Source organism: Streptacidiphilus sp. BW17 (genome assembly GCF_041262485.1).
GTDB lineage: Bacteria > Actinomycetota > Actinomycetes > Streptomycetales > Streptomycetaceae > Streptacidiphilus.
The window spans coordinates 22185-40770 of record NZ_JBGCCR010000001.1 but is presented as its reverse complement, the minus strand read 5'-3'; the positions used below and the strand labels follow the sequence as shown (position 1 = coordinate 40770).

The window sequence follows — 18586 nt, the reverse complement described above, 5'->3', positions numbered from 1 at the left end:
TCGCACGCCGGGCTGTTGCACCATCAAGGGCGCGGGGCTCTACTGATTGCGGCTGTGCCGCGTGGGCGCGACAAGCCACCCACGTAGGTGGTTCGCCGAACGAGCAGGGCCATCCGCATGGGGTGGTTGTTCGCGCAGTTCCCCGCGCCCCTGGATGGTGCATGGCAGCCAGTCTGCCCAAGGGTGCGGCTAGTCGCCGGTGAGGCGGGTGCCGATCTCGCGGAGGCCGTCGAGGTCGTGGACGTCGCCCGGGAGCGCGGAGACCTCCGCCACGCGGACGTCCGGGTAGACGGACACGAAGCGGTCCCGCATGCGTCTCTCACGGGTCATCATCTGCACGCGCTCCGCATGGAGCCGGAGCAGGCCCGCGGCCAACTGCTCGCCCGCGCCTGCCGAGCCGTCGTCGAGGGACTCCGCGGCGGCCCGCGCGCGCTCCGCGCTGAGCTGGGGGGCTCCCGTGCGGTGGACGCGGTTGAGGACGAGGCCGGCCAGCGGCATGTGGTCGGCCTCGAGGCGGTCGACGAAGTACGCCGCCTCGCGCAGCGCGTCCCGCTCCGGCGCGGCGACGACGAGGAAAGCCGTGCCCTTCGCCTGCAGCAGCGCGTACGTGCGGTCCGCGCGCTCGCGGAAGCCGCCGAACATCGAGTCCATCGCCGAGACGAAGGTCGACACGTCCTGGAGCACGTTCGCGCCCAGCACCTTGCTCAGCACGCCGGTGAACATCGTCATGCCGACGTTCAGCATCTTCATCGCGCTGCGACCGCCGACCTTCGCGGGCGCGGTCAGCACCTTGATGAGCCGTCCGTCGAGGAAGGACCCCAGCCGGTTGGGCGCGTCCAGGAAGTCCAGGGCGGAACGGCTCGGCGGGGTGTCCACGATGATCAGGTCCCACCGGCCCGTCGCGTGCAGCTGGCCCAGCTTCTCCATCGCCATGTACTCCTGCGTCCCGGCGAAGCCGGAGGAGAGCGACTGGTAGAAGGGGTTCTCCATGATCTGCCGGGCCCGCTCGGGGTCGGCGTGGGCGAGCACGACCTCGTCGAAGGTCCGCTTCATGTCGAGCATCATCGCCTGGAGCTCGCCGTCCCCGTTGACGCCCTTGACGACGCGTGGGGTGTTGTCGAGCTCGGTCAGGCCCATCGACTGCGCCAGCCGGCGGGCCGGGTCGATCGTCAGGACGACGACCTTGCGCCCGCGTTCGGCCGCCCGCAGGCCCAGTGCGGCCGCGGTGGTGGTCTTGCCCACGCCGCCGGAGCCGCAGCAGACGACGATCCGGGTGCCGCGGTCGTCGATCAGCGCGTCGACATCGAGGTGACGCGCGGTCAGTTCACCACCGGTGCCGCCGTTCACCGCACTGCCGCTGCCGCTGCTGCCGCCGTTGCCGGTGCTCATGCCGCCCCCTGGTTCCGCAGTTCCGTCGCCAGCCGGTAGAGCCCGCCGAGGTCGACGCCTCCCGCCAGCTGCGGGAGTTCGTAGGTGGGCAGCTTCAGCCCCTGGATGTCGCGGCGCTGTTCGCGCTCCAGCTCCACCCGGGCCGCGTGTTCGCGGCCCTGCTCCAGGAGGGGGCCGACCAGTTTCCGCACCGCCGCGCTCGGACCGCCGCTCGCGCGACGGCCGCCGAGACCGGCCTCGGTGAGGGCGAGCGCCAGCTCCTCCTCGTGGTCGTCCCCGTCGGCGGCCAGCACGGCCGCCGCGTCCAGGACCGGCGGGCGGACCATGTTCACGAAGACCCCGCCGAGCGGGAGCTTCGCCGCGTGCAGGTCCTCTATCCCGTCGACCGTCTCCTGGACCGGCATCTCCTCCAGCAGCGTGACCATGTGCACGGCCGTCTCCGGCGACTGGATCACCCGCATCACCGCCTGCGACTGGGTGTAGATCGGGCCCATCCGGGCCAGCCCGGCCACCTCGGTGTTGATGTTCAGGAACCGGGTCACCCGGCCCGTCGGCGGAGCGTCCATCACCACCGCGTCGTAGACGCGCCGCCCGTCCGGGCGTCGGCGGCGGACCGCCTCGCAGGCCTTGCCGGTCAGCAGCACGTCGCGCAGGCCGGGCGCGATCGTGGTCGCGAAGTCGATGAAGCCGAGTTTGCGGAGCGCCTTCCCGGCGCGGCCCAGCTTGTAGAACATCTCCAGGTACTCGAGCAGCGCCTGCTCGATGTCGATGGCCAGCGCGAACACCTCGCCGTGGCCGCGACCGCCGGCCACCTTGCGCTCCTCGTAGGGCAGCGCCGCTATGCCGAACAGCTCGGCGATGCCCTGGCGTTCCTCGACCTCGATCAGCAGGGTCCGGCGACCCTCCTTGGCCAGCGCCAACGCGAGCGCGGCGGCCACCGTGGTCTTGCCGGTGCCGCCCTTTCCGCTGACGACGTGCAGGCGCACGCCCTCCCAGTCCGGGCCGGCGGATGCGGCTGCGGGCATGTGGCGTGCCTCCCTGGCGCTGGGCGTCGGCTGTCTTGTTCGATCTCGTTCGATCGGTTGCGGTGTTCGGCAGTGGTCGCTGTCTCCAGCAGTCTTGTCCCGTCCAGGCGAGCGTAACCCGTGGGGGTTGGGCGAACGGGCTAGAGTCCGGTGTCATGACCAAGTGGGAATACGTGACGGTGCCGCTGCTGGTGCACGCGACCAAGCAGATCCTGGACACCTGGGGCGAGGACGGCTGGGAGTTGGTCCAGGTCGTTCCTGGCCCGAACAACCCGGAGCAGCTGGTGGCATACCTGAAGCGGGAGAAGCAGTAGCAATGAGCAAGGTAGAGAGCCGCCTGGCCGAGCTGGGCCTGGAGCTGCCCGAGGTCACCCCGCCGCTTGCGGCCTACGTCCCCGCTGTCCGCACCGGCGACTATGTCTTCACCTCCGGCCAGTTGCCGATGGTCGCGGGCAAGCTGAGCCTGACCGGCAAGGTCGGCGCCGAGGTCACCGCCGAGGAGGCCAAGGAGCAGGCGAAGATCTGTGCGATCAACGCCCTGGCCGCGGTCAAGTCCCTGATCGGCGACCTCGACAAGGTCGAGCGCGTGGTCAAGGTCGTCGGCTTCGTGGCGTCCGCCCCCGACTTCACCGGCCAGCCGGGCGTCGTCAACGGCGCGAGCGAGCTGCTCGGCGCGGTCCTGGGCGAGGCGGGCGTGCACGCGCGCAGCGCGGTCGGCGTCGCGGTGCTGCCATTGGACGCGCCGGTCGAGGTGGAGATCCAGGTCCAGGTCCGCGACTGACCCCGCGGAGTTCCCAAATCTGCCTGTACCCGTCCTGAGCTGGGTATTTCCGGCTCCGGGCACAAGGGTGCCATGGGCAATCCGCAGCCTGCGCCGTACGATCCGGCCATGAGTGATCGACTCCCGCCGAGCTGGGCGGACCGGATCGCGGCGCAGGCACGCGGTGAACTGACCCCCGTCACGCCGCGCCGCGCGGCCACGGTCGTGCTGCTGCGCGCCGCCGAGCAGGGCGGTCGGGGCGCTGAGGGCGCTGAGGGCGCTGGGGGCGGTACCGAGGCGTACCTGCTGCGTCGCCGCACCTCCATGGCCTTCGCGGGCGGTATGTACGCCTACCCGGGCGGGGCCGTGGACCAGCGCGACAGCGGGCCCGAGGTCGGCTGGGCCGGTCCGGACGCGGCGGCCTGGGGGAGGCGGCTCGGGGTCCCCGCCGACGACGCGCGGGCGATCGTCTGCGCGGCGGTCCGGGAGACGTTCGAGGAGTCCGGCGTGCTGCTGGCCGGTCCGGATGCGCACTCGGTGGTCGCTGACGTCTCCGGCGAGGAGTGGCGCGCCGCGCGCGCCGCCCTGGAGGCGCACGAGCTCTCCTTCGCCGAGTTCCTCGCCAAGCGCGGCCTGGTGCTGCGCAGCGACCTGCTTGGCGCGTGGTCGCGCTGGATCACCCCGGCGTTCGAGGAGCGCCGCTACGACACCTGGTTCTTCGTCGCGACCGTCCCCGACGGCCAGCGCACGGCCGAGGTGCCGGGCGAGGCGGACCGGGTCCTCTGGATCAGCCCCGCTGAGGCGGTGGCCCACTACGCGGCGGGCGAGTTCGGGATGCTGCCGCCCACCGTCACCACGCTGCGCGAGCTGGAGCCGCTCGCCTCCCCGGCCCAGGCGCTGGAGGCGGCGGACGCGCGCACCGTCCAGCCGATCATGGCCGAGGCGCGGATCGAGCAGGACGGCGCGGTCGTGGTCAGCTGGCCGGGCTACCCCGGTCTGGCGCTGCGGGGGCAGCTGTGACCGTCCAGCAGCCGACCGAGCGAGCCGCTCTCGTGCTCGCGCCCAACCCGTCGCCGATGACGTTGGAGGGCACCAACACCTGGATCGTCGCCGAGCCGGGATCCACCCAGGCCGTGGTGATCGACCCGGGCCCCCTGCACGAGGGCCACCTCGCGGCCGTGCTGGCCGCCGTCGAGGCGCGCGGCTGCCGGGTCGCCGCGACGCTCCTCACCCACGGCCACACCGACCACGCCGAGGGCGCGGCCCGCTTCGCCGAACTCAGCGGCAGCGGGGTCCGGGCGCTGGACCCGTCCCTGCGGCTCGGCGAGGAGGGCCTGACCGACGGCGACGTGCTGACGTACGGCGGCATGGAGCTCCGCGTCGTCGGCACGCCCGGGCACACGTCGGACTCGCTCTGCTTCACGCTCCCCGCGGACGGCGCGGTGCTGACCGGCGACACGGTCCTGGGCCGGGGCACCACGGTCGTCGCCCACCCGGACGGCCGCCTGGGCGACTACCTCGACTCCCTGCGCCGCTTGCGCGCTCTCGCGCAGGAGCGCGACGTCACCACGATCCTCCCGGGCCACGGCCCGGTCCTCACCGACGCCCTCGGCGCGGTCGAGTACTACCTCTCCCACCGCGAGTCCCGCCTCGCCCAGGTCGCCGCAGCGGTGGCCGCGGGGCACACGACGCCCGCGGCGGTCGTGGCCCACGTCTACGCGGACGTCGACCACGCGCTGTGGCCTGCGGCGGAGTGGTCGGTGCGCGCGCAGCTGGAGTACCTGCGGGAGCAGGGCGCGCTGTAGCGGCGGATTCGCTCCCGCATCTGGTTGCAAACGTCAGGGGCGCGGGGAACTGCGCGACAAGCCACCCTGCGAGGTGGAGCCCCGAACGTACAGGGCCATTCGCTCATCAGTGGTTACTCGCGCCCACGCGGCGGAGCCGCAGATCAGCAGAGCCCCGCGCCCCTGATAGTGCAACTGCCCCGCATGCCCCAACTGGGATAGTGCAACTACCTCGTCTGCCCGAAGGGCTCAGCGCGAACGGCGCGCAAGACGCTCGACGTCGAGGAGGATCACGGCGCGAGCCTCCAAGCGGAGCCACCCCCGCTGCGCGAAGTCGGCGAGCGCCTTGTTGACCGTCTCGCGGGACGCGCCGACCAGCTGGGCCAGCTCCTCCTGGGTGAGGTCGTGGACGACGTGGATGCCCTCGTCCGACGGGACGCCGAACCTGCGCGACAGGTCAAGCAGCGCCTTGGCCACGCGGCCGGGGACATCGGAGAAGACCAGGTCCGACATGACGTCGTTGGTCCGGCGCAGGCGGCGTGCGATGGCGCGCAGCAGGGCGATCGCGACCTCGGGGCGGGTCTGCAGCCACGGCTGCAGATCGCCGTGGCCCAGGCCGAGCAGCTTGACCTCGGTCAGCGCGGAGGCCGTCGCCGTACGCGGGCCCGGGTCGAAGAGAGAGAGCTCGCCGATCATCTCGCTGGGGCCCACCACCGCGAGCATGTTCTCGCGGCCGTCGGCCGAAGCGCGGTGCAGCTTCACCTTGCCCTCGACGATGACGTACAGCCGGTCACCCGGGTCGCCCTCGTGGAACAACGACTCGCCGCGCGCGAGCGTGGTCTCCGCCATGGAGGCACGCAGCTCCGCTGACTGTTCATCGTCCAGCGCGGTGAAGAGCGGTGCCCGCCGCAGAACGTCGTCCACTCGGTCCTCCTAGTCGGCCGTGCAGGCTTGAGGTGCGTTCCCCATCATGCCCGACCGGGAAACAGTGCGATCAATCACAACAAGTGTGTCCTACGTGTTTGCGGATCTCCTAGCCGGGTCGCACAAGAGTCCGTTTTGACCCTGGGCGCCCGGCCGGGCGCCCGTCAGTCCACGCAGGGGATGCCCTGGCCCATCTCGACCGCCGAGCCCTGGAAGGGGATGTCGGAAACCGTCCCGGCCTGCGCTCCGTCGGACGAGCCGCCGGGGCCGCCCGCCCCACCGCCCGACCCGCCGGAGGCCGCCGCGCCGCCGGGCGACGTCGGCGTGGCGTCCGTGCCCAGGACCACCTCGACGCGGCCGGGGGCGACCGCGCTGGAGGAGGCCACCCTGATGCCGCTGCCGCCGAGCTTCGCCGCGATCTGCTGGGCGGCCTGCTGCGCGCCGCTGCCGTAGTGGACCACGGTGCGGGTGTGCGGGGCGGCGTTGCCGGTCCGGCCCTGCGACCAGCCCGCGTCGACCAGCGACTTCAGCTTCTGCGCCGCCAGACCGGTGATCCCGGAGCCGTTCAGCACGTCCACCGTCGCCGGTGCGACCTGCTGCGGCGCCGACCCGCCGCCGCTGCCGCCGTTACCACCGGACGCGGGCGAGGACGACGCGGGCGTCGCCGCCGGGCTCGCGTCGTGGCCGGTCAGGCGCTGCATGATCCGCTGGATCTGCAGCTCGTCGACCAGGTTGACCGACTCCCCGTTGCGGGTGGCGAAACCCTGGATCGGGAGGGTGTTGAAGACGACGTTGCCGCCGGTCAGGCTGGGGACCTGCTGGGCGAAGTCCAGGATGTTCCACTGCGAGTCGAGCACCACGTCCTTCTTCACCACGTCGAAGAGGGACTGCATCTTGCCCAGGTCGTTGAAGAGACCTTCCTGCTTCAGCTTGTACATCACCGAGGAGATGAAGGCCTGCTGGCGGTGGGTGCGGTCCAGGTCGCCGTTGGTGAGGTTGTGGCGCTGGCGGACGAAGGCCAGCGCCTGGGCCGCGTCCAGCGTGTTGTAGCCGGCGTGGAAGTCCGCGCCGGAGCCCTGGCCCGCCATGGCCGGGTCCTTGGTGGCGTGCTTGAGGCAGACCGTGATCGGCTGGACCACCTGGGCGATGTCGTAGAAGCCGAGCAGGTTGACCTCGGCGAAGTGGTCGATCCGGATGCCGAGGAACTGTTGGACGGTGGCCAGCGTCGCCTCCCGGCCAACCTCGCGGCTCTGCTGCTCCAGCGCGGCGCCGGTGAGGCCCTGCGCCTTGAGGGCGGGCTCGGCGGCGGCCTTGGCGATGCCGTAGGCCTCCTTGACCTTGTGGAAGCCCTGGCTGGTCCCGTCGCCGTTGAGCGTCTGGACGTAGTCGTCGCGCGGGATGGAGAAGGCCTGCACCTTGCCGCCGCCTGCCGGGATGTGCAGCAGGATCAGGGTGTTGGTGTTGTACCCGCCGATGTCGCTGGACCCCGCGTGCAGGTCCTGCTCGACGAACTGCTTCGGCAGGTCGTTGCCGTTCATGTCCTTGCGGCTGTCGAGGCCGATCAGCAGCAGGTTGATCGAGTTGTCGATCTTCGGCGGGGCGTGGCGTTGCGCCACCGCCAGGGCGTCCGAGGTGTTCAGGCCGTCCGTCAGCGAGTTGTAGGCGAACCACGAGATGCCGCTGACCAGCAGCACGCCCGCGGAGGCGGTGGCGACGGCGGCGCGTCCGGCCTGGACCAGCGACGGAGCGGACCGACGGCCCACCGCGCGGTTGCGGGGGCGGTCAGCCATGGTGGTTCCTTCGCGGGACGGGGACCTGGCTCGGATCCTGCGGCTGGGCATCGGCCGCGCTGGAGGCCGCTGCTGAGGCCGCTGCCGACGCCGGGCCTCCGTCCGCGTCCGCGCGGCGCGGGCGGACGACGCGGGGACGGACGCTGCGGGGGCGGGCGTCCTGCGGGCGGACCGCACTGCCTTCGCCGCTGCGCAGCGCGAGCACCCGGCGCAGGCCGAGGGCGGCCACGGCGGCCAGAACGGCACTCGCCATGATCGGGAAGTCGGTGACCGCCCACTTCACCGAGGCCGTGGCGAGGGACCGGCCGCCCGCGAGTTGGTCGCCGTGCAGAGCCAGTTGGGAGACGACCGTGATCGCGGCCACCAGCAGGGGCGGCATCGGCAGCACCCACCACAGTCCGCGTCGGGTGCAGAGGAGTGCCGCCCACGCGGTGCCGAGCGCCGCGCAGAGGGCGAAGACCACGCCGAGCGGGTTGCCCAGCACCTCGTCGACGCCCGCGCCGAGGAGCGGCAGTCCGACGAGGACCCAGCCCGGCTTCGGGCGGGCGACCGGCCAGCCCCGGCGCTGGGGCGGTTTGGCCGTGTGTCCGCCGCAGCGCGACGCCCGCCGCGGCTTGGGCTGGGGGTTCGGCCGGGTGCCCGCCTGAGCGCGCTGCGGAGGTCGCGGTCGGGCGGACTCGGGGTGTGACAGAGCCAACTGCTCGGCCATTCCACTCCTCTCACTGCTCACCACAGGCGGTGTGTACCGGGCATATCCCCTCAGCTCTGGCGTACCAGGTGCAACACACGCACAGAGGGCATACATCGTTCCGCAAGGTGGCGTCGCTGTCACGCCTGTGACGGGGCGCGTCGAGCAGTCAATTCCCCAGCGTGCGCGCCCCGGCGCGGGACTCGACGGCGAGCGCCACCAGCTCGGACCACCAGGGCTCGCGCTCCCTGACCAGCAGCCGCTGGGCCTCCGCAGGCGTCACCACGCGGACCTCGACGACCGGTTCGCCGTCGTCGGGGTTGGTCGGCTCGGAGTCCACCAGGACCTCCGCCCAGCCCCACAGCCAGGCCTTCTCCGGGTGCGGCTGCCAGGGACGGTAGGGGCGCGGGTTGTCCGTCACGCAGTGGTGCGCGCCGATCCACGCGGGTGCGCCGAGCATCCGCGCGCCCGCCTCCTCGCGCAGTTCGCGGGCCAGGCAGCGGTGGACGCTCTCACCCTGCTCCCGCGTCCCGCCGGGCAGGAACCAGTGGTCGCGCTCGTCGCGGCAGAGCACCACGCCGTCGTCCTGGAACCCGATGAGATGGATGTTGGTGATGAGCCGGTCCTCGGGCAGCTGTGCGGAGAACCGGGCGTCCAGACTGCCCCAGGCCCAGCGTTGCGGCGCGTGCAGGTGCGGGTAGCGCCGCGCCAGGGCGGCGAGCTCCGCAGGGTCGACTCGCACCGGAACGAGTTCTGCCGGATCGTCAGGGCGCTCAGTCATCTGGGTCATTCGCCGAGCGTATCGGCGAACTCACGGGTAGTACGGCCAGGTTGACGGGGCTGGTCGCAGCACCCGGGCTCCGCGCCCAGGCTCTGTCCCCCGGTTCTCACCAGGCGTCGGCAAGCTCCGGGGAGCGGCGCGGTGCGACCACGTGCGCCCGCGCACCGGAACCGTCCCACGCCCCCGTCGGCGGCGCGTCCGCCCCGGACTCCCCGGTCGCCCCGGACTCCCCCGTCGAGGCGGACTCCGCCACGCGACGGCGCTTGCGGGTGCGGTTGTTCCTCGACGGCCACAGCAGCACATAGGCGACGGAGACCACCACGAACGCCAGCCGGACCAGCCCGCGCGTCGGCGCGTCGGGGATGAACAGGGCACCGCCGTAGAGGGAGAGCAGGGCGATCCAGCTCCACCACGGCACCAGTCGCCGCTGTCCGACGGCGTCCCAGATCAGCGTGCCGAGCAGCACCGAGGCGCTGTAGTACGTGTAGGTGCTCGGGTCCAGCAGGATGCGCGCGTTCGCGCCGACCAGGATCACCGCCGGCCAGCGGCCCCGCCACACCGCGAGCGCCCCCAGCAGTCCCCCGAGCGCGAACTGGGCCGGCCGGTCCCACGACGGCGTGGACGGCGCACTGACACCGAGCCAGCGCAGCGAGGACGCGGGCTGGTTGGGAATCGCGAACTTGGCCGCGGCCATGGTGTCCAGATTGCCCAGGTAGAACGGCAGCCAGGCGGCGGCGACCAGGACGCAGAAGAGGAGGAGGGGGCCGCGCCGTCGGCCGGACGGCAGTGCCATCAGCAGCACCGCGAACGGCAGCGCCCACGGCTTGGCGTCGACGGCCAGTGCCAGGAAGACGGCGACCGCCCAGGTCCGGCCGCGGGCCAGGGCGTGGACGGCCAGGGTGGAGCAGAACAGCGCCAGCGCGTCGTCGAGATGGGCGAACCGGACGGTGACCTCGATCCACATCGGGATGAAGGCCAGTCCGGCGATGAGTATCCGCTGTTGCAGACGGCGGTGGTTGGTGCCGGTCCCGAGGTAGTGCTGGGCGGCGGTCCGCCCGACGAGGATCACCATCACCAGGCCCAGTCCGGCCATCGTCCCCTCGGCGAACAACTCGCCGGTGGCGGGCGGGAACGGCGCGAAGATCCGCGCCACCAGCAGGCTGAACGGTCCGATCTGCAGCTCGGGGTGGTTGGCGTAGAGGGAGAGCCCGCCGCCGGGATCGCTGCCGAAGAGCAGCTGTTCGCCCTGGCGCAGGTAGTGCCAGGACACCCCGCCACTGTGCACGACCAGGACGAACCAGAGCACCGTCCACCCCGCGAGCAGCGCGTTGTGCCGTCGCACGGGCAGTCGTGCGATGCGGCCCGAGTCCGCGCGGTAGTCGCGGTAGTCGGGGAGGGTTTTTGCCTCGCCGGCTCGCCTCACGTTGCTCTCTTTCGCCCGATTTGTCGGTCAATTCCCCCGGGTTCACGCCATCCTAGGCGGTGAATGAAAAGATTATGTGCGTTGGCTCGTGTGCGTCCCACCGGCCGGTGGTTCCACCATCTGCTCGGCACGCCGTCGCCACAGCTGCACGAGTAGCCTGGCACCCCCTCGGTCCCGACTGCCCTTGGCCGAAGCGGCTTTGAAGGTGCATCAGCGGATGTGTTTTCTATACTTGCGCACATAAGCAACTGGCTTATCTGTGTGCAGGGAGAGAGGAAGCACTCTCAGGTGCAGTCGGGGGAGTCGCGTGAGAACGGCCGGTCGCAGCTGCGGTTGGCCGCTGTGGTCGGTGAGATCGAGGGGCTGTGGACCGCCTGGCTCCGGGCCAGGGGCACGGGACGTCGGCAGCGGCTGCTGGCCGAGCTCGGCCAGGCCGGTGCCCGCCTCGCTGCCGAGGCGGCCCAGGCGCAGCGCGCCCTCCCTCGCTCCTCCGAATCGCCCGTGAGCCCGACCTCGCCGCTGCGGCTGCCGCAGCCGCGTACCCGCCGCAACCGTCGGCTCGTCGCCGCCCGCCGTGGTGCGGAGTGGATCGCCGGACGCTTCTCGGACTGACAACCGCTCGTTCTCGGTCATTCTCGGACGGGAACTTCGCCCGGAACTCCGCCCCGGAAGTTCGCCCCGGGAACAGCACGCGAGCCCGGTCCGACCCCGAGGGGCCGGACCGGGCTCGTGCGGTGTGTGGAACTGCTCGGCTCAGTGGCCGAGGGCGACCTCGACGATCTTGACGATCACCAGGATCATCGCGACCAGCAGGTAGCTGCGGAGCGCGCTCATGCCGATCTTGCGGCCGGTGGCCATGACCGGCCGGGTCAGCGTCTCCAGCGGAGCCATCCGCCAGTCGTCGCGGCCCGTGCGGTCGATGGGGTCTTCCTTGGTCGCGGTGCGGCGCTTGGTCAGCGCGTACCCGGCGGCCAGGACGCCCACCACGCCGCAGACGGCCATGATGTCGAGGATCGCGCCCGCGGTGATGTTCGGGAAGAGCACCGACGCGGTCAGGATGATCGACAGGGTGACCAGGATGCCGATCACGGCGGAGGTGAAGGCGTTGGTCTTCGGGCCGTTCACCCACGGGCCGAGCACCTGCTTGTCGTTGCAGAGCAGCAGCAGGAAGACCGTGGCGGAGGGCAGCAGCACGCCCGCGAGGGTCTGCACGCCCTCGGTGAGGAGTCCCAGCGGCGAGCCGGGGATCAGCACGATGCCGGCGGCCAGGGCGACGAGGCCGGCGTAGACGGCGTAGAAGCCCTTGGCACCCTTGACGCCGCGGTGGAGCGAGTGCTTGATGCCGAAGACGTCACCGATGGCGTAGGCCGTGGAGAGCGAGACCGCGAAGGCGCCGATGATCGAGGCGTCCAGCAGCGCGACGGCGAAGAGGACACCGGCGACCTTGCCCGCGTGGGCGGCGATGCCGGAGGCCAGGCCCGCAGTGTCGGTGAAGTTGCCGAAGCCCTTGGTGCCCGCGAAGGCGGCGGCGGTGGCGCCCATCAGCGCCGCACCACCGATGACCACGATCACGATGCCGATCCAGAGGTCGGCCTTCTCGTACTTCATGAAGCGGGGGGTGATCCGCTTGTCGATGACGTAGCTCTGCTGGAAGAAGAGCTGCCACGGGGCGACGGTGGTGCCGACGATGCCGATGATCAGCAGCATCACGGTGGCCAGCTGGCCCTGGCCGCCCGGCAGGTTCGGGACCACGAAGTCCTGCGCCATCTGCGAGGTCTTCGGGTGAACCATGAAGTAGATCGGGACCAGCAGCAGCGATCCGGCACAGAGCGCGATCGCGATCCGCTCGAAGCGCTGGAACGACCCGGTGAACGCGGAGGCGACGATGATCGCGGCGGCGAGCACCACGGCGGCGGCCTTGGGCAGCCCCAGGTAGCCGGCGGCCAGGGTGATCCCGATGAACTCGGTGACCAGCGTCAGCGCGTTGAGGATGAACAGGTCGATGACGCTGAACGCGCCCCAGAACTTGCCGAACCGCTCCAGGATGAGCCGGGCGTGGCCGACGCCGGTGACCGCGCCGAGGCGGAGCACCATCTCCTGGTTCACGTAGAGGACCGGGACCAGCAGCAGCAGCGTCCACAGCAGGTGGGTGCCGTAGTTCTGGCCCGCCTGGCCGTAGGTGGCGAAGGCGCCGGCGTCGTTGTCGCCGACCATCACGATCAGGCCGGGGCCGACGATCGCGAGCAGCGTCTTGAGCTTGGCGGACAGGCCGCGGCGGTCGCCGTGGTCGTCCAGCTTGATGGTGCCGAGCGCGCCGCGGATGTCGCCGAGGTGCGCGTCGTCCAGCACCGCGGTGGTGCGGGCGGCGTCGCCCTGGACCTTCGGGTCGATCGTGGTGGTCATGATGGTCCCTCCCTGTGGCCGTGAAGGCCGATCGGAGGGCATGCAGCATCCATCCACCCTGCGAGCGTCCGCGCGCGCAGAAGGATCAAGGATCAGCAGGTGGTTACCGCATGCCGAAAGAAGACGAGGTCAAGCGGATGTGGGGCCGTTTATGGCCCGGGCTACTCGGACTGCAGTCCACTGCTTCTCGCCTCCCTCCGGTCGTGACGCGTCGCGCGTCGCAGCGGCAGGGGGCACACCGAACCCGGACCAATACGGCATCAGCCGTGTCCGGCACACCCCAACTCGTCAGAGCTTTGGCACTCCACGGCGTAGCGCGAGGCCTGTTCTGGGACAGGTCCGCCTGCGCAGCCACTTGGCCTCAACCCTTAGGTCGGGAGGAGGTGTCCTGATCCGGAGCGTCTCTCGACGGTTGGGATCAGTGGCCTGTGTCCGTGGAGACGCCTCACCGAACGAGGTGTCTCATGAATGAACATTCATATGATGGCCCTTGCGTAAGGGCACTGTCAAATGCTTACGGGCTGCGCGTTTACGCTGGTGCCGAAGTGGAGATGGGGAGGCAGCGCTGACCGGTCCGACTGATCTGCGGGCACGCCGGGACCGCCGCAAGGACGGTGCTCCCGCCCTTTCCGCTGACCAGGTTCCCCTGGCTGCCTCGGCCCCGTCCGCCCGGCGCGTGGATCCCCGCGAGGTGAGCGCACTGAGCGAACTGACGGATCTTCAGGTGCTGCGGGCGCTCGGGACGAGCCGGAGGGGGCTGCCCGAGGAGACCGCCGAACTGTGGCTCGCCGCGCACGGCGAGAACACCCTGCCGCTGCCGCCGCGTCCGACCCGTACCCGGCGGGTCGCGCTGCTGCTCCGTGACCCCTACACGATGACCCTCTGTCTCCTGGCCGGAGCGACGGCCGTCTCCGGGGCCTTCACCAGCACCGCGGTCCTGCTGCTGCTGATCACCGCGGGCTGTGCGCTGCGCCTGGTGGGCGAGTTGCGGGCGGAGCGCGAGACCGCCGCGCTGCGGCGATTCGTCGACGTGGGCAGCACGGCGACGGTGCTGCGCCGTCGGCCGGCGCCGTCACCGGCGTCACGGTCGGGGTCACGGTCTGGGTCATCGGTCGAACGGGAGTTGCCGTTCGACCAGTTCGTCCCCGGTGACGTGGTGCGGCTGGTTCCCGGGGACCGGGTCCCCGCAGATCTGCTGTTGCTGCGTGCGGAGGGGCTGACGGTCGATCAGGCGCTGCTGACCGGCGTCAGCCAGCCGGTGCCCAAGCGTGCCGCAGGCCGTGGCGGCGCGGTGCGTACCGGCCGGGTCTCGCCGGACAACGCCCGGCTCTGCCTGCGCGGCAGCGTGGTGGCGCACGGCACCGGCGTGGGCGTCGTCCTGGCGACCGGCGCGGACACCTTCCTCGCCGGAGCCAATCGGGCGCCGAGCGCCGGAGCGAATGCGGCGTCGAGCGCCGGGGCACGCGCGAAGGTCCGGGCGTGTGCAGGTTCGGACCGCCGGCCCGGGTCGGGCGCGGGAGCGCCCGCAGGGGAGCGGCGGACCGCGTTCGACGGGACCGCGCGGGAGGTGTCCGGGCTGCTGCTCCGGCTCGCCCTGGTCTCGGGTGCGGCCGGTCTGCTCGTCGGCGCGCTGGTGGACGGCCACCGCTGGGAGGCCTTGCCGTATGCGGCGGCCGTCGGTGTCGGGTTGACGCCCGAAATGCTGCTGCTGGTAGTGACCGCCGCACTGGCCCGTCAGGCGGCCGTGCTGCGTCGCGGTCCCAGGGGCCGCGTCTTCGCCCGACGGCTGACCGCCGTCCACGACCTCGGCGCGCTGGATGTCGTCTGCATCGACAAGACCGGCACCCTGACCCGGGACCGGCTCACCCTCCGCTCCGCCGTGGACGCGACGGGCCGTCCGGATCCGGAGGTTCTGCGCTGGGCGGCCGTCAACAGCTTGATCTGCGCCGAGCTCGGCGACCCGCCCGAACTCGACGCCGTCGACGACGCGTTGCTGGCCGCTGCCGAGGCGGGCTCGGGTTCGGCAGCGAGCGCGTCCGGGTCGGTGCTCGACGGTCTCGACGGTCTCGGTGGGCCCGGCGGCCTCGGGCCGGACGAGGACTTCGCGGCAGGCCTGGTGGGTGTCGCGGCCCTGCCGTTCGATCCGGGTCGACGCGTCGCGACGGTCGTGGTCGCCGCCCAGGCCGGGCCGGGGCTCACGCTGTCGGGGGCGCAGGCCGCGCAGGCCCTGGTGGCCAAGGGGGCCGTCGAGGAGATCCTCGCCCGCTGCGGGCGCGTCCGGGCCGGTGCCGTCCCGCCGTCGGCCGACCCCGCAGAGCGCGCTGACCATGCTGACCACGGCGACCCCGCGGAGCGGGCCGACCCCGCCGAACGTCGGACCGGCGGCCTGCGGTTGGTCGCGGGCCGGCACCAGCACTCGACCGGCCCGCCGGAACTGCTCGCCGCCGCCGTCGAGTTGGACGACGACCGGCGGGCCGGTGTGCTGGAACTGGCCGACCGCCTGGCCGGTGAGGGCCTGCGGGTGCTCGCCGTCGCCGTATCCGGGACGCGGCCTCGGGCCGGGGCCGGACGTCGACCCGCCGCTCCGGCTGTCGCGGACCTGGACGGCTTGACGTTGCTGGGCCTGGTGGCGCTGGCCGACGAGCCGGACCCGAGCGCAGCCGCCGCACTCACCGAGCTCACCGCCGAGGGCATCGCCGTGAAGATCGTCACCGGGGACCGGGCCGGGGCCGCCGTCCAGGCCTGCCGGGATGTCGGCCTCGACCCCGGCGCCCCGCTGCTGGGACCGGACGTCGACGCCCTTGACGACGCCGATCTGCGCCGGGCGGTGGAGTCGACGGTCGTCTTCGCGCTCGCCGCCCCTGCTCAGAAGGCGCGTATCGTCTCCGCTCTGCGCGCCAACGGGCATGTGGTCGGCTTCCTCGGCGACGGCCTCAACGATCTGCCCGCGCTGCGCGCCGCGGACGTCGGGATCGGCTCTCCCGGCGCGCTGGACGAGGGCCCGCGCAGCAGCGCCGACCTGGTCCTCGCCGCGCCGGGACTCACCGTCCTCGGCGACGCGGTCCGCTCCGCCCGCACGGCGCTCGCCAACGTCGGCAACTACCTGCGGATCACCCTTGCTTCCAACCTCGGCAACGTGCTGGCGATGCTGGCCGCCGGCGCGCTGGTGCCGTTCCTGCCGATGCTGCCCGCCCAGGTGCTGACGCAGAACCTCTGCTTCGACGCCGCGCAGCTCGCGCTCGCCTTCGACCAGCCACTCGCGGCGGGCCCGGGCGGTCGCGCGGACAAGCCCGCGGGCAGGGGCGTGCAGCGTCCACGGCCGCTCAGGCGGGGGGCGCTGGCCCGGTACGCGTTGCTCGTCGGCGTGGTCAACGCGCTCGCCGACCTGGCGACCTTCGCGGTCCTGTTGGCCACCGCGCACGGCCGGACCGGCGCACACGAGGAACTGCTGTTCCACTCGGGCTGGTTCACCGAGAACCTGATCACCCAGGCGCTGACGGTCCATCTGCTGCGGGTTCCGGGCGGCGCGCAGGGTCGCCCCCGGGCGACCTGGCCGGTTCGGCTCGCCAACGGAGGCCTGGCGGTCGTCGGTCTGCTGCTTCCGGCGACGCCGTTCGGCGCGGCGCTGGGCCTCGGCGTGCTGCCGCTCGGCTTCTACCCGCTGCTCGGCGCGGTGTTGGTCGGCTATGCGGCGTTGCTGCTGGCCACCCGCCGTTGGCTGCGCGCCCACCCGGCCTGGTCGGCGCGCTGAAGCCTGAAGCGGTTCTCAGCCGCCGATGATGCGACGGGCCAGTGAGGGACGGCTTTCGGTTGCCGTGCGGCGGCTCAGCACCAGCCGGACCACGTCGACCAGCACCGGGTCGTCCACCAGGTAGACCTGCCGCCGTCCTTCGCGGCGCGAGCGCACCATCCCGGCCAGCTTGAGCTTGGCGAGGTGCTGGCTGACCGCGGGCATCGACGCGTCGAGCCGTTCCGCCAGCCCGCCGACATCGCTCTCCGCCGCGATCAGCAGCCACATGATCTGCAGCCGCATCGGGGAGGCCAACAGCCCGAAGGCGGTGGCCGCTTCGTTCAGTTCCTCCGCACCCGGCCCGTCGTCGGCGGTGCCGCGGCGGTCGTGGTGGCCTGCGTCGCCGCTCGTGCTGCGGGGCACGCTGCCTCCCTGTGCAGGTCCACGGGTACGGATGGGGGAACTGGGGAACCGGTGAGGGAAAGCGGACTCTCCCGGCAACCAGGGTACTGACCCCAGGTCGCGGACAGGTCTCGGCCACCGAGCCCGGACGGAGGCCCGGACCGAGCCCGGACCGGGCAGGTGCCGTGCGGGCCGGTGCAGACGGCTCGCCCACGCTGCCCTCCGCACGCGTGCGGGCAATCCAGGCGCCATCCGGATGTCGCCGTGTGCTTGCTGCACCGTCACCAAGGGGTGGGACAACGGGGTGTCCCACGTGAGCCGTGTGCGCCGCCGGAATCGGCAGGCCTGCGGTCTCCCTGTCATTCACCGAGAGAAGTGGCTCTACCGTGACCTCTCGTCTTGCTCTGGTCGGCGCCGCCGCCGTTGCCGCCGCCCTCGCCGCCACCGTCGTCGGCACGGCCGGTGCGGCCACCACGACGCCCGCCGCCAAGTCCGCCAGCAAGCCCGCGCCGATCAGCGTGCCGGCGGGTTACCACGCCAAGGTCTTCGCCGCCGCCCCCAAGGGTCTGAGCGGCGCCGACGACATCGCGCAGCTCGGCGACGACATCTTCGTCGGCTACCAGAACGGTGTCGGCACCATGGGCGAGCCGTCGCCCTCCGGCAACAAGAACAGCACCGTCGTCGAGTTCAACCAGCGCGGCAAGGTCGTCGCCGAGTGGTCCGTCGTCGGCAAGGTCGACGGCCTCGGCGCTGATCCGACCCGCCGCCGCGTCGTCGCCACCGTGAACGAGGACGGCAACTCCAGCCTCTACACCATCACCCCGCAGGCCCGCCCCGGCCACCAGGTCGCGCACTACGGCTACGGCGTCAAGACGCTGCCCCACGGCGGCGGCACGGACGCCGTGCTCGAGCACGACGGCCGGCTCTACACCTCCGCCTCCAACCCCTCCCCGACCACGCCCAACGGCACGGTCTTCCAGGGCCCGGCGCTCTACCGGCTCAACCTGGCGGGCGGGACCGCCAAGTGGACCTCCGCCCTGGCCGACAACGGGCACGCCGTCAACCTGCTCACGGGCAAGGCGGAGACGCTCAACCTGTCCGACCCGGACTCGCTGGAGAACGTCCCGTTCTACGTCCCGGGCGTGGGCGGCTCGATGCTGCTCGACAGCCAGGGTGACAGCGAGCTGATCTTCGTCGACACCGTCAAGGCGAACCGGCACGCCCGGCCGACGCAGCGCGTGCGAGTCCTGCACCTGAACGCCCAGGTCGACGACACGGCCTTCGCGATCGGCGACGAGGGCGCGATCTTCGCCGTCGACGGCAACACCAACGCGATCGTGGAGATCACCGGAAACTTCGGCCGCGGCCAGGACTTCACCTCCGCCAACTCGCTGAGCAGGCTGAACCTGACCACCGGCAAGGTCACCGCGTTCGCCCCGGGCATCGCCTCCAAGGGCCTGCTCTTCGAGCCGTTCGCGGGCCGCTGA

General features: G+C 72.0%; 16 protein-coding genes and 1 riboswitch. Of the genes, 7 read left to right on the top strand and 9 right to left on the bottom strand.

What is annotated here, in order from left to right; genetic code table 11:
• Nucleotides 1–189: 189 nt before the first annotated feature.
• On the bottom strand, nt 190–1389 hold the full coding sequence (locus ABH940_RS00185) for an ArsA family ATPase (RefSeq protein WP_370065459.1): 1200 nt from the start codon (nt 1387–1389) through the stop codon (nt 190–192).
• The gene (locus tag ABH940_RS00180) at nt 1386–2414 is read right to left on the bottom strand and encodes an ArsA-related P-loop ATPase (RefSeq protein WP_370065461.1); all 1029 of its coding nucleotides are present in this window, start codon (nt 2412–2414) and stop codon (nt 1386–1388) included. The genes ABH940_RS00185 and ABH940_RS00180 overlap by 4 nt, the downstream gene beginning before the upstream one ends.
• Nucleotides 2415–2569: 155 nt before the next feature.
• Here ABH940_RS00180 and ABH940_RS00175 point away from each other — a divergent pair, with 155 nt between their 5' ends.
• From ABH940_RS00175 to ABH940_RS00160, 4 genes are all read left to right on the top strand, one after another.
• On the top strand, nt 2570–2728 hold the full coding sequence (locus ABH940_RS00175) for a DUF4177 domain-containing protein (protein WP_143094391.1): 159 nt from the start codon (nt 2570–2572) through the stop codon (nt 2726–2728).
• A gap of 2 nt (nt 2729–2730) precedes the next feature.
• Nucleotides 2731–3195: a RidA family protein gene (locus tag ABH940_RS00170; RefSeq protein WP_370103833.1), complete on the top strand. Its 465-nt coding sequence runs from the start codon at nt 2731–2733 to the stop codon at nt 3193–3195.
• 108 nt (nt 3196–3303) lie between these two features.
• On the top strand, nt 3304–4194 hold the full coding sequence (locus ABH940_RS00165; protein WP_370103831.1) for an NUDIX hydrolase: 891 nt from the start codon (nt 3304–3306) through the stop codon (nt 4192–4194).
• Nucleotides 4191–4979 carry an MBL fold metallo-hydrolase gene (locus tag ABH940_RS00160; protein ID WP_370103829.1) on the top strand — a complete coding sequence of 263 codons (789 nt, stop codon included), beginning with the start codon at nt 4191–4193 and terminating at the stop codon, nt 4977–4979. Before ABH940_RS00165 ends, ABH940_RS00160 begins: the two co-directional genes overlap by 4 nt.
• A 228-nt stretch (nt 4980–5207) precedes the next feature.
• Here the strand turns inward: ABH940_RS00160 and ABH940_RS00155 are convergent, their stop codons facing one another.
• The 5 genes from ABH940_RS00155 to ABH940_RS00135 form a co-directional block, all read right to left on the bottom strand.
• Nucleotides 5208–5882: a Crp/Fnr family transcriptional regulator gene (locus ABH940_RS00155; protein ID WP_196195843.1), complete on the bottom strand. Its 675-nt coding sequence runs from the start codon at nt 5880–5882 to the stop codon at nt 5208–5210.
• A gap of 164 nt (nt 5883–6046) precedes the next feature.
• Nucleotides 6047–7672 carry an LCP family protein gene (locus ABH940_RS00150; protein ID WP_370103827.1) on the bottom strand — a complete coding sequence of 542 codons (1626 nt, stop codon included), beginning with the start codon at nt 7670–7672 and terminating at the stop codon, nt 6047–6049.
• Entirely contained in the window at nt 7665–8381 is a 717-nt protein-coding gene (locus ABH940_RS00145; RefSeq protein ID WP_370065470.1) for a DUF6542 domain-containing protein, read from the bottom strand. Before ABH940_RS00145 ends, ABH940_RS00150 begins: the two co-directional genes overlap by 8 nt.
• A 148-nt stretch (nt 8382–8529) precedes the next feature.
• Nucleotides 8530–9150 (bottom strand): NUDIX hydrolase, encoded by a 621-nt coding sequence (locus tag ABH940_RS00140; protein WP_370103826.1) that lies wholly within the window; start codon nt 9148–9150, stop codon nt 8530–8532.
• Nucleotides 9151–9247: 97 nt separating this feature from the next.
• A complete protein-coding gene (locus tag ABH940_RS00135) occupies nt 9248–10489 on the bottom strand; it encodes a hypothetical protein (RefSeq protein WP_370065553.1) in 1242 nt (413 codons plus the stop codon).
• Between the two features lie 363 nt (nt 10490–10852).
• Between ABH940_RS00135 and ABH940_RS00130 the strand changes: the two genes are divergently transcribed.
• Nucleotides 10853–11176 carry a hypothetical protein gene (locus ABH940_RS00130; protein WP_370065474.1) on the top strand — a complete coding sequence of 108 codons (324 nt, stop codon included), beginning with the start codon at nt 10853–10855 and terminating at the stop codon, nt 11174–11176.
• A gap of 141 nt (nt 11177–11317) precedes the next feature.
• On the opposite strand, the gene ABH940_RS00125 is transcribed toward ABH940_RS00130, so the two are convergent.
• On the bottom strand, nt 11318–12967 hold the full coding sequence (locus tag ABH940_RS00125) for an NRAMP family divalent metal transporter (protein ID WP_370065476.1): 1650 nt from the start codon (nt 12965–12967) through the stop codon (nt 11318–11320).
• Nucleotides 12968–13239: 272 nt separating this feature from the next.
• A riboswitch (M-box (ykoK) riboswitch) is annotated at nt 13240–13431 on the bottom strand.
• Nucleotides 13432–13658: 227 nt separating this feature from the next.
• On the opposite strand from ABH940_RS00125, the gene ABH940_RS00120 reads away from it, so the two are divergent.
• The gene (locus ABH940_RS00120) at nt 13659–16718 is read left to right on the top strand and encodes an HAD-IC family P-type ATPase (RefSeq protein WP_370103824.1); all 3060 of its coding nucleotides are present in this window, start codon (nt 13659–13661) and stop codon (nt 16716–16718) included.
• Nucleotides 16719–16733: 15 nt separating this feature from the next.
• Here the strand turns inward: ABH940_RS00120 and ABH940_RS00115 are convergent, their stop codons facing one another.
• Nucleotides 16734–17042, bottom strand: coding sequence for an ArsR/SmtB family transcription factor (locus tag ABH940_RS00115; RefSeq protein ID WP_370065555.1), 309 nt, complete (start codon nt 17040–17042; stop codon nt 16734–16736).
• Between the two features lie 443 nt (nt 17043–17485).
• On the opposite strand from ABH940_RS00115, the gene ABH940_RS00110 reads away from it, so the two are divergent.
• Nucleotides 17486–18586 (top strand): hypothetical protein, encoded by a 1101-nt coding sequence (locus tag ABH940_RS00110; RefSeq protein WP_370103822.1) that lies wholly within the window; start codon nt 17486–17488, stop codon nt 18584–18586.